This is a genomic window from Streptomyces pallidus (ex Mingjun et al. 2026) (assembly GCF_051550185.1).
GTDB lineage: Bacteria > Actinomycetota > Actinomycetes > Streptomycetales > Streptomycetaceae > Streptomyces.
This window is the reverse complement of record NZ_CP196181.1, coordinates 3,585,816-3,600,181: the sequence shown is the minus strand read 5'-3', so window position 1 is coordinate 3,600,181 and position 14,366 is coordinate 3,585,816. Positions and strand designations below refer to the sequence as shown.

Sequence of the window (14,366 nt, the reverse complement as noted above, 5' to 3'; positions counted from 1 at the left end):
AACGGGACGTCCTGAGCGAATGTCCGCCGCAGCGGTGTTCCCGGCGATTCCCCGGTGATCTAGGACAGGATCTGACCGCATCGATCCGTAACGTGAGGGGTGTCAGCAGGACGCACGGCACCCTGAAAAGGCGGAGGTCCCCATGCCCACGTTCGTACCCGCAGAAGCCCCCGGCGACGAGCGCAGCGCGCTCCTGTCCTACCTGGACGCCCAGCGCGGCGCGCTGCGCCGCGCCGCGCACGGCCTGACCGACGAGCAGGCGGCGAGCCGTCCCAGCGCGAGCGGGCTGTCCCTGTCCGGGCTGCTCAAGCACGCCGCCGAGGTGGAGCTGAACTGGCTGCGGATGGCGCAGCAGCAGCCCAACGAGCGCCAGCGCACCGAGGAGACCTGGGGCGACAGCTTCCGGCTCGTCGGGGACGAGACCGTCTCCGAGGTGCTCGCCCTCTGGGACGCGGTCGCCGCCGAGCTGGAGAAGTTCATCCGCGAGGTGCCCAGCCTGGACGACACCTTCCCGCTGCCCGACGTGCCCTGGTTCCCGAAGGACACGCGGGTCTCGATGCGCTGGCTGATGCTCCACCTGGTCGAGGAGCACGCCCGGCACGCGGGACACGCCGACGTCATCCGGGAGTCCCTGGACGGCAAGACCGCCTTCGAACTGGTGGCCCTGGCGCAGGGCGGGACCTGGCCGCCGGCGTAGGCTCCGCCACGGCCGGACGGCGACGGCCCGGACCCGGGACTTGCACCTCACGCGGCGTGAGGCAGGAGAGTCGGGGGCGTACGAGAGAAGGGCGGAAGCAATGGGCTACTCCGTGGGCCAGGTCGCCGGTTTCGCCGGAGTCACGGTGCGCACGCTGCACCACTACGACGAGATCGGGCTGCTCTCCCCGAGCAGCCGCAGCCACGCGGGCCACCGGCGGTACGACGACGCCGACCTCGACCGGCTGCAGCAGGTCCTGTTCTACCGGGAGCTCGGCTTCCCCCTCGACGAGGTCGCGGTCCTGCTGGACGACCCGGACTCGGACCCCAGGGAGCACCTGCGCCGGCAGCACACCCTCCTGTCCGACCGGATCGCCCGGCTCCAGCAGATGGCCAAGGCCGTGGAGCACGCCATGGAGGCGAAGAAGATGGGCATCAACCTCACGCCCGAGGAGAAGTTCGAGGTCTTCGGGGACGCCGACCCCGACCAGTACGCCGAGGAGGTAGAGCAGCGCTGGGGCGGTACCGACGCGTACAAGGAGTCCCAGCGCAGGGCCGCTTCCTACACCAAGGAGGACTGGCAGCGGATCCAGGCCGAGGGGGAGGACCTGAACCGGCGGCTGGCCGCACTGCTGGACTCGGGGGCGGCGGCCGACTCCGAGGAGGCCATGGACCTGGCCGAGGAGCACCGCGCCGCGATCGAGCGGAACCACTACACCTGCCCGTACGAGATGCACACCTGCCTCGGCGAGATGTTCGTCTCCGACGAGCGGTTCACGGCGCACTACGACTCCGTGCGGCCGGGTCTGGCGGTGTTCCTGCGGGACGCGATCCTCGCCAACGCGGTCCGCAGGGCGTAGCCGTGGCGTAGCGGGACGCGCGGCGGGGGCACATCAGACGTACGGCCACCTCCGGGTACCTGGAACCCGGAGGTGGCCGTATCCGTTGAAAATTGAGACACTCCCCCCAGTCCGCCGCACCCCCCGCGCTCGCGGACGCCCCCGATCCTGGAGATACCCGCACCCGTGTACACGCTTGCGCTCGCCCCTGAGTGGCTGTCCCCGGACTACTTGATTTCGCACTTCGGGCTGATCGGCATCCTGGTCATCGTCTTCGCCGAATCGGGACTGTTCGCCTTCCTGCCCGGTGACTCCCTGCTCTTCACGGCGGGCCTGCTGGTCGCCAACGGCGAGTACATCAAGCAGCCGCTGTGGCTGGTGTGCACCCTGATCACGGCCGCCGCGGTCCTCGGCGACCAGGTCGGCTACATGATCGGCAAGTTCTTCGGCCCGAAGCTCTTCAACCGGCCGAACTCCAAGCTCTTCAAGCGGGAGAACCTGGACAAGGCCCACGAGTTCATGGACAAGCACGGCCCGAAGGCCATCGTGCTCGCCCGCTTCGTGCCGATCATCCGCACCTTCGCGCCGATGGTCGCGGGCGCCGGTTCGATGCAGTACCGCACCTTCCTGACCTACAACGTCATCGGCGGCGTGGCCTGGGGCACCGGCATCACGGTCGCGGGCTACTGGCTCGGCCAGATCGCCTTCATCAAGGACCACGTCGAGGCGATCCTCGTCGGGATCGTGCTCGTCTCCGTGATCCCCGTGATCTTCGAGGTGCTCAAGGCCCGCAAGGAGGCCAAGGCGGCCGGCGGCTCGGCGGCCGTGCCCCCCGCCGCGGGTGAGCGTCGCCGCCACGCCAAGCGGTAGCAGCTGTTCCGCGCCCTGCGGACGAGCTTCCTGCGCCCCGGAGGACCTTCCCGGTCCACCGGGGCGCAGCTGCGTTCCCGGGCCCGCAGACGGCGCCGTACGCCGCCGGCCGGCCGCGGGGCGGGCGCGGGGGACGGCGGGCGCCGGGATCAGAAGCCGCGGGTCCGCTTCGCCGCGGCCCGGCGCCGGGCCGCGCTGGCGGCCTGCGGGATCCGCATGAACAGCCGCGAGGTCTCCGCCCCGAGGTTCACCCCGATCGCGATGGCCAGCGCGATGGCCGCGGCGTTGGTCAGCGAGCCGAGGCCCTTGTTGAGCTGGTTCTCGGCGATGAGCAGCAGCCCGTAGTACGTCGCGGAGCCGGGCAGCAGCGGGCCGATGGCGGCGGTCACGTACGGCAGGGCGGAGGCGGAGCGGTAGCGGGAGAAGAGCTGGCCGAACAGGCCGACGAGCCCCGCGGCGATGGCCGTGGAGGGCACCGGCGGGATGCCCCCCGCGAAGTGCAGGGCCCCGAAGGTGGCCCAGGCGACGCCGCCGTTCAGCGTCACGATCCACACCGTGAAACGTTCCTGCTGGAGCAGGATCGCGAACGTGAACACCAGCACCATCGACGCCGCGATCTGGATCAGCGGCCGCTGCGTGATCTGGAGGACCTCCTCCGGCCGGGGTGCGGCGCCCAGCTGGAGTCCCAGGTACAGCACGACCAGCACACCCATGATGATGCCGATGAAGAGGTACATGACCTCCAGCAGGCGGGCCGACGCGGTGATGTAGAAGCCGGTCAGGCCGTCCTGCACGGCCGCGACCAGGGCCCGACCGGGCAGCAGGGCGAACAGCCCACCGGTGATCACCGCCGAGGCCTGGATGTCCTCGATCTCCAGCAGCTTGAGCGCCACCCCGAACGCGGCGGGCGGCATCGCCGCGACCACGAACTGGTAGAACTCCGGCAGCCCGCGCCCGGCGCACAGCCAGGCCAGCCGGTCGCCGAGCATGGCGCCGATCGCAGCCGCGAAGAAGACGATCACGCCGCCGCCGACCAGGACGGAGGCGGCGCCGGCGAGCAGCCCGGCGGCGGCCGTGAGGACCCAGGTCGGGTAGGGGTGCCGGTTGCGCCGGATCTCGGCGAGCCGCCGGTAGGCCTCCTCCAGCGAGACGTCGACCTCGGCCGTGCTGATGTCGGCCACCAGCCGGTAGACCGCCGCCAGCCGCGTGTAGTCGGTGCCGCGGCGGCGCACGGTCCGGTTGGCCGACACCGGGTTGCCCACGAGGGACGGGTGGTGGGTGATCGACAGCATGGTGAAGGTGACCGTCGGCTCGCAGCGGTCCAGCCCGTAGCTGCGGGCCACGGCGAACATGGCCGCCTCCACGTCCTCGGCGCCCTCGCCGCCCGCGAGCATCAGCTCGCCGATGCGCAGGGTCAGGTCGAGCACCCGGCCCACGGCGGGCCCCGCCTCTGCGGGCTTCTGGACCGGCTCGGGGACGGGCCGCACGTCGACCGGCATGCGCAGCATGGTGCGCATCCGGTCCTGCCAGGGGGACTCCGTCATCCAGGACACCGGGAAGCCGGAGCCGGGCGTGTACGCCTGCGGGGAGTGCTGGGCGCTGTACGTGGACGGCGGCGCGAACGCGGACCCCTCGGCGGGCTCCTCCGACGGCAGGGGCAGCCCTTCCGGGACGGTGAACTCCGAGGTGGGCTGCTCGTTCCCGGCGAACTCCGGCTCCGTCCCGGGCGGCGGAGAGAAAGCGCTGTGCGCCTCGTCCGAGACCGGCTTGCGGTCCTCCGCGCGCTCGGGGTCCTCGGGTCCCTTGGCCTCCGCCACGCGTCCTCCCGTCCCTGGCCAGCCCGGGTATCAGTATGCGGAAGGCCTTCGTCCAGGGCGAAACCGGCGGACGGCGCCCCGGGAAACGGCAGCGGGCGGCATCCCCGTACGGGGATGCCGCCCGCGATGTCACGGCGGCGCCGGGGCCTCAGCCGGCCCGGCGGCCGTCACAGGGGACGGGCTCAGTGGCCGCCCTGCTCCTGCAGACGCTTGAAGGAGCGCTCGATCTCGGCCTCGGCCTCGGTGCGGCCGACCCAGTCGGCGCCCTCGACCGACTTGCCCGGCTCCAGGTCCTTGTAGACCTCGAAGAAGTGCTGGATCTCCAGGCGGTCGAACTCGGAGATGTGGTGGATGTCGCGCAGGTGCTCGACACGCGGGTCGGAGGCCGGCACGCACAGCAGCTTGTCGTCGCCGCCCGCCTCGTCCGTCATGCGGAACATGCCGATGGCGCGGCACTTGATCAGGCAGCCCGGGAAGGTGGGCTCGTCCAGGATGACCAGCGCGTCCAGCGGGTCGCCGTCCTCGCCGAGGGTGTTCTCGACGAAGCCGTAGTCCGTCGGGTAGCTGGTCGAGGTGAAGAGGCGACGGTCCAGACGGATCCGGCCGGTCTCGTGGTCCACCTCGTACTTGTTCCGCGAACCCTTGGGGATCTCGATGGTGACGTCGAACTCCACGTCCTGCTCCTCCATGATCAGCTTCGTTGCTCGAGTGATAGCGCGTCCGGCCCACCCTCCCCCAGCTACCGCTGGGTGGGGCCCCCAGCCGGGTGGGGTGCCATGCTCGCGGCAAGACGCAGTGGTTAAGTGTCCCTCACGCATATCCGTGATCGCGAAAGGGGCTGGTCCGAGGTGCCCTTGGTCAAGACGTGGCAGCTCGTCGCGGGGTCGACCGTCGCCGGTCTGGCCCTGTCGGTGGCAGCGGTGTCCGCTGCCGGTCCTTGGGACTCCGGCCAGCGTAAGGCCGAGCGGGACAGGGCCGCCTCCTGGAGCATGATGGGTGGCGCAGATCACGCCGACCCCTCGGTGCCGGCCGCGCCCAGCGCCCCCGGCGTGCTCGCCGGGATCGGCGCCGACGGCGCCCCCCGGGCCGGGAACGGCGCCGGCGCCGCCGCGGCCGGCGACGCCCGCCTCGGCGAGGCGCTGCGACCCCTCCTGGCCGACCCGGCGCTCGGCCCCCTGCACACCGCCTCGGTCGTCGAGGTCGGCACCGGACGGGTGCTGTTCGAGTCCGGGGCGCGCGAGCCCATGACCCCGGCCTCCACCGTCAAGATCGCCACCGCGGCGGCGGCGCTGGCCGCCCTCGGACCCGACCACCGCATCCGCACCACCGTCGTCCCCGGCGCCGGCCCCGGGCAGATCGTGCTGGTCGGCGGCGGCGACCCCTCGCTCACCGCCCGCAAGAAGAGCCCGGCCGGATCCGGCGGCAGCCTCGTCGCGCTCGCCGCCGCCACCGCCCAGGCCCTCCAGGCCGCCGGCACCGACTCGGTGGCCCTCGGCTACGACGACACCCTCTACACCGGCCCCGCCCGCCACCCGATCGGCGCCAACCCGAACATCGCGCTGGTGACCCCCCTCGCCGCCGACGAGGGCCGCCCCGACGAGTCCGTCTCCGGGCCCGTCGACCGGGTCGAGGACCCCGCCAGGGAAGCCGCCCGCGCCTTCGCCGCCCTGCTCGGCGAGCGCGGCGTCACGGTCACCGGCGAGCCCGGGAAGGCCAAGGCCGCCGCCGGCGCGCAGCCGCTCGCCACCACCCTGTCCGCCCCGCTCGCCAGCCTGGTCGAGCGGATGCTGACCAACAGCGACAACGACATCGCCGAGGCCCTCGCCCGGCAGACCGCCCTCGCCTCCGGGCAGCCCGCCAGCTTCGAGGGCGCCGAGAAGGCCGTCACCGCCCGCCTCGCCGCCCTCGGCGTCGACACCGCCGGCTCCCGCTTCGCCGACGGCAGCGGGCTCAACCGCGCCGACAAGGTCAGCAGCGGCCTGCTGACCGGGCTCCTGGTCCGCGCAGCCGACCCGCAGCGCCCCGAGCTGCGGCCGGTCCTCACCGGGCTCCCCGTCGCCGGCTTCACCGGCACCCTGCGCGCCCGCAACGCCGGCACCTCCCCGGCCGCAGGCCTCGTACGGGCCAAGACGGGCACCCTGACCGGCGTGAACTCCCTGTCCGGCACCGTCGTCGACTCCTCCGGGCGGCTGCTCGCCTTCGCCTTCCTGACCGCCGACGCCGCCGACGGCCCGGCCGCCGAGAAGGGGCTGGACAGGCTCGCCGCAGCCGTCGCCGGCGCGTCCCCGCGGTAGCCCGGGCCCGCGGCGCCGATCGCCGGCCGGGCCACCCCGCCGCTCCACAGGGGATCCGCAAAGGGGCCGGTCCACGTACCGTTGACGCATGACGAGCATCGGTGGTGCCGAGATGGTCGACTGGAACCTCGCGGTCGCGACCGCGGTCCGGCTGGTCCGGCCGGGTCCGGAGGTCAACCGCGACGAGGCCCGGGCCGTGGTGGCGGAACTGCGCAGGCATGCCAGGACCTCCGAGCGCCACGTCCGCACGTTCACCCGGATGATCGAGACCGACGCGGTCGTCCCCGACACCCCCGTCCTCGTCGTCGACCGGGCCGGCTGGGTCCGGGCCAACGTGGCCGGGTTCCGCGCGCTCCTGGGCCCCCTGCTCGGCAAGATGCAGGACCGCAGGGCCGGCACGCCCGGCGGCGCCGTCCTCGGCGCGGTCGGCGGCAAGGTCACCGGCGTCGAGCTGGGCATGCTGCTGAGCTTCCTGGCCTCCCGCGTCCTCGGCCAGTACGAGACCTTCGCCCCCGTCGGGCGGGACCTGCCGGGCGCCCGCCCGGGCGGCGGCCGGCTCCTGCTCGTCGCCCCCAACATCGTCCACGTCGAGCGCGAGCTGGACGTGCACCCGCACGACTTCCGGCTGTGGGTCTGCCTCCACGAGGAGACGCACCGTACGCAGTTCACCGCCGTCCCGTGGCTCCGCGACCACCTGGAAGGCGAGATCCAGACCTTCCTCGGCGCCACCGAGCTGGAGCCGGCGGCCGTCCTGGAACGCCTGCGCGAGGCCGCCCAGTCCTTCGCCGGCGCCCGTCCCGACGCCGAGGCCGGCGAAGAGGGCCGCTCCCTGGTCGAACTCGTCCAGACCCCCGAGCAGCGCGAGGTGCTCGGCCGGCTCACCGCCGTGATGTCCCTGCTCGAAGGCCACGCCGACTTCGTGATGGACGGCGTCGGCCCCGAGGTGGTGCCCTCGGTCGCCGAGATCCGGGAGAAGTTCCAGCAGCGCCGCGCCTCCGGCGCCGGCCGCCTCGACGCCGCCCTGCGCAAACTGCTCGGCCTCGACGCCAAACTGCGCCAGTACCGCGACGGCGAGCGCTTCGTGCGCGCCGTCGTCGACCAGGTCGGCATGGACGGCTTCAACCGGGTGTGGACCTCCCCGAACACCCTGCCCACCAAGGCCGAGATCGCCCGGCCCGCGGACTGGGTGGCGCGCGTGCACCGCAAGGGGAGCGAACCGAGCGAAGGAGAGTGACGCGGGGGGCGTAAACATGTCTCACTGGGGGAAGCAGCGTCACCCGTCCGAGGGACCGTGGGGCGTGGAAGGGCGTGCGATGCTCAGGGAACGGCTCGGCTCTGTCACCATCGACGCACTCTGAGTGACAACCGCCATCCCGCGGGGGCTGCTCCCAGCCCCCGAGGCATCCGAACTCCTCCCGAAGGGAACCGGACATGGGTCCCCATCCTGCGGTCGCGGCGATACGCCTGGCGGTCCGCCGCGTGCTCCACGACGTCCTGACCGACCTCACCGATCGTCCCGCCGCCGACGGCGCCGTCGCGGCCGACGGCCCGCCGCTCGTCCTCGTCGCCTGCTCCGGCGGCGCCGACTCCATGGCACTCGCCTCCGCGCTCGCCTTCGAGGCGCCCAAGCTCGGGATCCGGGCCGGCGGCATCACCGTCGACCACGGTCTCCAGGCGGGCTCCGAGCTGCGCGCCGCCGAGGTCGTCGCCCGCATGGCCGCGCTGCGCCTCGACCCGGTCGAGTCCGTCGCCGTGCGCGTCGGCCGCGACGGGGGCCCCGAGGCCGCCGCCCGCGACGCCCGCTACGCCGCCTTGGACGAGGCCGCCGACCGGCTCGGCGCCGCGGCCGTCCTGCTCGGCCACACCCGGGACGATCAAGCCGAAACCGTCCTGCTCGGCCTCGCCCGCGGCTCCGGCATCCGCTCCCTGGCCGGGATGCCCGAGGTCTCGGCAGGCCCCGGCGGCTCCGGAGGCACCCACCGCTACCGCCGCCCCTTCCTCCAGGTGGACCGGCAGACCGCCCGCAAGGCCTGCATGGTCCAGTCGCTCGCCGTCTGGGACGACCCGCACAACATCGACCCTGCCTACACCCGCTCCCGTCTCCGCCACGAGGGGCTGCCCGCCCTTGAGAAGGCCCTGGGCAAGGGCGTCGTCGAGGCCCTGGCCCGGACCGCCCAGCTGTCCCGCGACGACGCGGACGCCCTGGACGCCTGGGCCGCCGAGGCCGAGGCCGGCGTGCGCGACGCGGACGGCCGCCTGGAGTGCGCCAAGCTGTACGCCCTGCCCGCGGCCGTCCGCCGCCGCGTGCTGCGCAGGGCCGTCGTCGCCGCCGGATCGCCCGCCGGTTCTCTCTTCGCCCGCCACATCGAGGAAGTCGACCGGCTCATCACCGGATGGCGGGGCCAGGGCGCCATCAACCTGCCCGGTCGGGTGGAGGCCCAGCGGCAGGGTGGCAGACTTGTCATCCGGCAGGGCTGATTGGTGCCGAAACACGGCTGAGTCCTCCGGGGGCACCCCGGAGTCCCGGCCGACAACGAAAGTGATGCGGGTGGACGAGAAGGACATGGGCAGCGACCTGGCGTCGGTGCTCATCACCAAGGAAGAGATCGACGCGAAGCTGGCCGAGCTGGCCGCGAAGATCGACGCGGAGTACGCGGGCAAGGACCTGCTCATCGTCGGCGTCCTCAAGGGCGCGGTGATGGTGATGGCGGACCTGGCGCGCGCCTTGTCCACCCCGCTCACCATGGACTGGATGGCGGTGTCGTCCTACGGCGCCGGGACCCAGTCCTCGGGCGTGGTGCGCATCCTGAAGGACCTGGACACCGACATCAAGGACAAGCACGTCCTGATCGTCGAGGACATCATCGACTCGGGCCTGACGCTGTCCTGGCTGCTGTCGAACCTGGGCTCCCGCCAGCCGGCCTCCCTGGAGGTCGTCACCCTGCTGCGCAAGCCCGACGCGGCGAAGGTCGCCATCGACGTGAAGTGGGTCGGCTTCGACATCCCGAACGAGTTCGTCGTGGGCTACGGCCTCGACTACGCGGAGAAGTACCGCAACCTCCCGTTCGTCGGAACCCTCGCCCCGCACGTCTACGGCGGCTGACGCACACTCCGTCCAGCGGGGGCCCCGACCGGGGTCCCCGCAGGGGAACCCCGCCACGATCCCCCGCGTTGGAGCAGGGGAAGGCAGGACTGTCAGCCGTCCTACGGGACCGCGGGTGACAATTCAGGGGTACATTCCGAAGAACAGTCTTTATTCACAGCAGCATTTACCTACGGGCAGGAGGGACGGGGCGCCTGGCGCCCCGTATGGATGGACGTGAAGCGATACTTCCGTGGGCCAGTCATGTGGATCGTGCTGGCCGTCCTCGCCGTGGTCGTGTTGATGAACGTCGTCAGCTCCGGCGGCGGCTACAAGTCGGTGGACACCAGCGAGGTCATCAAGGCGATCAACAGTGGCCAGGTGGAGCAGGCGCGCCTGACCACCGGCGACAGCCAGATGATCAAAATCGACCTGAAGAAGGGCGAGAAGCTCGGGAGCAGCTCCGGCTCCAAGTTCCAGGCCAACTACATCGGCGACCAGGGCGTGCAGCTCGCCCAGAGCCTCCAGACCAAGTACGAGGCCGGCCAGATCCCCGACGGCTACTCCGTCACACCGGACAAGACCAGCCCGTTCCTCAGCGTGCTGCTGTCCCTGCTGCCGTTCGTCCTGATCGTCGTCGTCTTCCTGTTCCTGATGAACCAGATGCAGGGCGGCGGCTCCCGGGTCATGAACTTCGGCAAGTCCAAGGCCAAGCTCATCACCAAGGACACCCCGAAGACGACGTTCGCCGACGTCGCGGGCTCGGACGAGGCCGTCGAGGAGCTCCACGAGATCAAGGAGTTCCTCCAGGAGCCGGCGAAGTTCCAGGCGGTCGGCGCCAAGATCCCCAAGGGCGTCCTGCTCTACGGCCCGCCCGGTACCGGCAAGACCCTGCTGGCCCGCGCCGTCGCCGGCGAGGCCGGCGTGCCGTTCTACTCGATCTCCGGCTCGGACTTCGTCGAGATGTTCGTCGGTGTCGGCGCCTCCCGCGTCCGTGACCTGTTCGAGCAGGCCAAGGCCAACGCCCCGGCCATCGTCTTCGTCGACGAGATCGACGCCGTCGGTCGGCACCGCGGCGCCGGCCTCGGCGGCGGCCACGACGAGCGCGAGCAGACCCTCAACCAGCTGCTCGTCGAGATGGACGGCTTCGACGTGAAGGGCGGCGTCATCCTGATCGCCGCCACCAACCGGCCCGACATCCTCGACCCGGCGCTGCTGCGCCCGGGCCGCTTCGACCGGCAGATCGCCGTCGACCGGCCGGACATGCAGGGCCGTCTGGAGATCCTCAAGGTCCACCAGAAGGGCAAGCCGGTCGCCCCCGACGTCGACCTGGCCGCCGTCGCCCGCCGCACCCCCGGCTTCACCGGTGCCGACCTGTCCAACGTGCTGAACGAGGCCGCGCTGCTCACGGCCCGCTCGGACCGGAAGCTGATCGACAACCAGATGCTGGACGAGGCGATCGACCGCGTCGTGGCGGGCCCGCAGAAGCGGACCCGGATCATGTCGGACAAGGAGAAGAAGATCACCGCGTACCACGAGGGCGGCCACGCCCTGGTCGCGGCGGCTTCCCCGAACTCCGACCCGGTCCACAAGATCACGATCCTGTCCCGCGGCCGGGCCCTGGGCTACACGATGGTCCTGCCCGACGAGGACAAGTACTCGACCACGCGCAACGAGATGCTCGACCAGCTGGCGTACATGCTGGGCGGCCGTGCGGCCGAGGAGCTGGTCTTCCACGACCCGACCACCGGCGCGGCGAACGACATCGAGAAGGCCACGGCCACGGCCCGCGCGATGGTCACCCAGTACGGCATGACCGAGCGCCTCGGCGCGATCAAGTTCGGTGGCGACAACACCGAGCCGTTCCTGGGCCGTGAGATGGCGCACCAGCGCGACTACTCGGAAGAGGTCGCGGCGCTGGTCGACGAAGAGGTCAAGAAGCTCATCGAGACCGCGCACAACGAGGCCTGGGAGATCCTGGTCGAGAACCGCGACGTGCTCGACAACCTGGTCCTGGCCCTCCTGGAGAAGGAGACCCTGGGCAAGGAGGAGATCGCCGAGATCTTCTCCACGGTCGTCAAGCGCCCGGCCCGCCCGGCGTGGACCGGCTCCGCGCACCGCACCCCGTCGACCCGCCCGCCGGTGCTCTCGCCCAAGGAGCTCCAGCTGACGAACGCGGCGAACGGCGCCGCCGCCGCCACCCCGGCCGTGTCGGTGGAGAAGGACCCGGTCTCGGAGGACCGCACCGAGTAGCCACCGAGTAGCCGGCGGCCGGAGCAGCCCCGGCCCGGAATGGATGCCGCGTCCCCCAGGTTCTAGCCTGGGGGCGCGGCATTTTCGTATGCCCGTGTGAGCGAAGACAGGAACGAGGCACAGATGACCGACCGAGTGAGCCTGGACGGCGAGGGCACGATCGGCGTGTTCGACGAGAAGCGGGCCGAGGCCGCCGTGCGAGAGCTCCTCATCGCGGTCGGCGAGGACCCGGACCGCGAGGGGCTCCTGGAGACGCCGGCGCGTGTCGCCCGGGCGTACAGGGAGATCCTGGCGGGCCTGTGGCAGAAGCCCGAGGACGTCCTGACGACGACGTTCGACCTCGGGCACGACGAGATGGTGCTCGTCAAGGACATCGAAATCGTGTCCCTGTGCGAACACCACCTGCTCCCGTTCCACGGCGTCGCCCACGTCGGGTACATCCCCGCCGAGACCGGGAAGATCACCGGACTGTCCAAGCTGGCGCGTCTCGTCGAGGTCTACGCCCGCCGCCCGCAGGTCCAGGAGCGGCTCACCACGCAGATCGCCGACTCCCTGATGGAGATCCTGGAGGCGCGCGGCGCGATCGTCGTCATCGAGGCCGAGCACATGTGCATGTCGGTCCGCGGCATCCGCAAGCCGGGCGCGAAGACCACCACCTCGGCGGTCCGCGGCCAGCTCCGCGACTCCGCCACGCGCAACGAGGCGATGAGCCTGATAATGGCCCGCTGACGTGCCCGACGACGGGCCCCCGGCCCGACGGGCCGGGAGCCTCTTGAGCGAGGACGTCCGGCACCCTGGAGCTGCCGCTGGACGGTGACTCGGACGTCCACGCCCGGGTGCACGCGGGGGAGTGGGACCGGCCGCGACCCCGCCGCCCCCTGGGACGGACCGGCGGCCGTCCGACCGGGGCCGCTCAGACGCGGGAGGGAGCTCGGGGGGTGGGGTCGTCGTCCTCGGGGAGCTTCAGGACGTGCTCCAGGAAGAGGGCCGCGGCGACGACCGCCGCACCCGCCAGCACCGAGAAGGCCGCGTACCAGGCTTGATCGCGGCGGGCGGGCACCTCCAGCCCGTCGGCCCACAGGAAGATGCCCACGCCGCCGTACATGCCCGCGACGAGCGCCGCGACGAGGGCGCTGGCCTGCGCGAAGACGAGAGCGCGGGCCGCCATCAGCGGTTCCACGCCCTTCGCGTCGGGCTGCCGCTCGCGCTGGGCCTTCAGGCGGGCCCGCAGCGACAGGGCCGTCGCCAGCAGGACGACAGCGATGGCCCCGAGCACGATCGGGGCGGCCAGCGGGACGCCCGGCAGTGTCCCGTACGCGTTCCACAGCCGGGCCCCCGCCCAGGACAGCACCCCGGCCACCACGAAGATGCCCGCCAGGACCGCCGGCCTCAGTTGCTTCACGTGCCCGTTCCCCGCTCTCTGCGCCTCTGCCCAAGCCGTCCGTCGGCAGGCCCGGCAGACCACAGGCTACTCACGACGCGACTACTCGGGCAGGCGCAGTTCCAGGTCGGGGCGGCGCGTGACACCGGCCAGGCCGACCCCGGCGAGCAGTTCGGCGACGGGGCCGCGGCCGGGGATCCGGGCCTCGGGGTCGACGTCGTGCCAGGGGGCGAGCACGAAGGCGCGCTCGTGGGCCCGGGGGTGCGGGAGGGTGAGGACGGGGTTGTCGGAGACCACGTCGGCGTACGCGATGATGTCCACGTCGATGGTGCGGGGGCCCCAGCGTTCCTCGCGGACGCGGTCGAAGGCCTCCTCGATGGCCTGGCCGCGCTCCAGCAGGCTGGAGGGGGGCAGGGTGGTCCGTACGAGCGCCACCGCGTTCAGGTACGAGGGCTGGGAGCCGGGCTCGACGCCCCACGGCTCGGTCTCGTAGACGGGGGAGACGGCCTTGACCCGGACGCCCGGGGTGTCGCCGAGGGCGTCGATCGCGCCCTGGAGGGTCTCCATCCGGTTGCCGAGGTTCCCGCCGAGGGCGATCACGGCCCATTTGGGGTTGGACAGGGTGACGTCGGCCGCGTCGACCGCCTGGACGACGGACGCGGGCACCGGCTGGACGGTGGGGTCGCTGGGGGCACTCAGTCCGTTGTTCACGCGCGGCTCCGGGTGATCGTGATGGTCACGTCGTCGAACGGGACGGTGATGGGTGCATCCGGCTTGTGGACGACGACCTCCACCTGGGCCACCGCTGCGTGCTTGAGGCACTGCTGGGCGATCCGCTCCGCCAGGGTCTCGATCAGGTCGACGGGCTCGCCCTGGACCACGTCGACGACCTCCTCGGCGACGACCCCGTAGTGCACGGTCTTCGCCAGGTCGTCGTCCGCGGCCGCCGGACGCGCGTCGATGTGCAGCACCAGGTCGACGATGAAGGTCTGGCCCTCCTCGCGTTCCCGGGGGAAGACGCCGTGGTGCCCGCGAGCCTTGAGGCCGCGCAGCGCGACACGATCCACGCGAATCACTCCTGCTTTCGTAGGTGCATGCGGTCCGGGGCTCCCCGGATCCATGGGCCCGCGCCGA

Annotated in this window: 14 protein-coding genes; 9 read left to right on the top strand and 5 right to left on the bottom strand. The window is 72.1% G+C overall.

The window, feature by feature from the left end:
* Positions 1 to 142: 142 nt before the first annotated feature.
* From ACSHWO_RS15700 to ACSHWO_RS15690, 3 genes are all read left to right on the top strand, one after another.
* Complete coding sequence (locus ACSHWO_RS15700) at positions 143 to 697, top strand: DinB family protein (protein WP_385842541.1); 555 nt, start codon at positions 143 to 145, stop codon at positions 695 to 697.
* 100 nt (positions 698 to 797) lie between these two features.
* The gene (locus tag ACSHWO_RS15695; RefSeq protein WP_438312516.1) at positions 798 to 1,556 is read left to right on the top strand and encodes a MerR family transcriptional regulator; all 759 of its coding nucleotides are present in this window, start codon (positions 798 to 800) and stop codon (positions 1,554 to 1,556) included.
* Positions 1,557 to 1,721: 165 nt separating this feature from the next.
* Complete coding sequence (locus ACSHWO_RS15690; RefSeq protein ID WP_385842548.1) at positions 1,722 to 2,405, top strand: DedA family protein; 684 nt, start codon at positions 1,722 to 1,724, stop codon at positions 2,403 to 2,405.
* 149 nt (positions 2,406 to 2,554) lie between these two features.
* On the opposite strand, the gene ACSHWO_RS15685 is transcribed toward ACSHWO_RS15690, so the two are convergent.
* Together ACSHWO_RS15685 and ACSHWO_RS15680 are read right to left on the bottom strand one after the other, a co-directional pair.
* Positions 2,555 to 4,222, bottom strand: coding sequence for a threonine/serine ThrE exporter family protein (locus ACSHWO_RS15685; RefSeq protein WP_438312514.1), 1,668 nt, complete (start codon positions 4,220 to 4,222; stop codon positions 2,555 to 2,557).
* Between the two features lie 182 nt (positions 4,223 to 4,404).
* On the bottom strand, positions 4,405 to 4,896 hold the full coding sequence (locus tag ACSHWO_RS15680) for an inorganic diphosphatase (protein WP_226734267.1): 492 nt from the start codon (positions 4,894 to 4,896) through the stop codon (positions 4,405 to 4,407).
* A 174-nt stretch (positions 4,897 to 5,070) separates the two neighbouring features.
* Between ACSHWO_RS15680 and dacB the strand changes: the two genes are divergently transcribed.
* From dacB to folE, 6 genes are all read left to right on the top strand, one after another.
* Positions 5,071 to 6,516 carry a D-alanyl-D-alanine carboxypeptidase/D-alanyl-D-alanine endopeptidase gene (gene dacB, locus ACSHWO_RS15675; protein WP_438312512.1) on the top strand — a complete coding sequence of 482 codons (1,446 nt, stop codon included), beginning with the start codon at positions 5,071 to 5,073 and terminating at the stop codon, positions 6,514 to 6,516.
* An 88-nt stretch (positions 6,517 to 6,604) separates the two neighbouring features.
* Complete coding sequence (locus tag ACSHWO_RS15670) at positions 6,605 to 7,750, top strand: zinc-dependent metalloprotease (RefSeq protein WP_385842559.1); 1,146 nt, start codon at positions 6,605 to 6,607, stop codon at positions 7,748 to 7,750.
* A gap of 197 nt (positions 7,751 to 7,947) precedes the next feature.
* Positions 7,948 to 8,994, top strand: coding sequence for a tRNA lysidine(34) synthetase TilS (gene tilS, locus ACSHWO_RS15665; protein WP_438312509.1), 1,047 nt, complete (start codon positions 7,948 to 7,950; stop codon positions 8,992 to 8,994).
* 64 nt (positions 8,995 to 9,058) lie between these two features.
* Complete coding sequence (gene hpt / locus ACSHWO_RS15660; protein WP_114053543.1) at positions 9,059 to 9,619, top strand: hypoxanthine phosphoribosyltransferase; 561 nt, start codon at positions 9,059 to 9,061, stop codon at positions 9,617 to 9,619.
* A 210-nt stretch (positions 9,620 to 9,829) separates the two neighbouring features.
* On the top strand, positions 9,830 to 11,851 hold the full coding sequence (gene ftsH, locus ACSHWO_RS15655; protein ID WP_361096550.1) for an ATP-dependent zinc metalloprotease FtsH: 2,022 nt from the start codon (positions 9,830 to 9,832) through the stop codon (positions 11,849 to 11,851).
* Between the two features lie 123 nt (positions 11,852 to 11,974).
* A complete protein-coding gene (gene folE, locus ACSHWO_RS15650; protein ID WP_361096553.1) occupies positions 11,975 to 12,580 on the top strand; it encodes a GTP cyclohydrolase I FolE in 606 nt (201 codons plus the stop codon).
* Positions 12,581 to 12,764: 184 nt separating this feature from the next.
* Here folE and ACSHWO_RS15645 read toward each other — a convergent pair whose 3' ends face one another.
* The 3 genes from ACSHWO_RS15645 to folB form a co-directional block, all read right to left on the bottom strand.
* On the bottom strand, positions 12,765 to 13,253 hold the full coding sequence (locus tag ACSHWO_RS15645; RefSeq protein ID WP_438312505.1) for a DUF3180 domain-containing protein: 489 nt from the start codon (positions 13,251 to 13,253) through the stop codon (positions 12,765 to 12,767).
* Positions 13,254 to 13,334: 81 nt separating this feature from the next.
* Positions 13,335 to 13,943: a 2-amino-4-hydroxy-6-hydroxymethyldihydropteridine diphosphokinase gene (gene folK / locus ACSHWO_RS15640; RefSeq protein WP_361096559.1), complete on the bottom strand. Its 609-nt coding sequence runs from the start codon at positions 13,941 to 13,943 to the stop codon at positions 13,335 to 13,337.
* Complete coding sequence (gene folB, locus ACSHWO_RS15635; RefSeq protein ID WP_385842587.1) at positions 13,940 to 14,299, bottom strand: dihydroneopterin aldolase; 360 nt, start codon at positions 14,297 to 14,299, stop codon at positions 13,940 to 13,942. Before folB ends, folK begins: the two co-directional genes overlap by 4 nt.
* Positions 14,300 to 14,366: the final 67 nt, after the last annotated feature.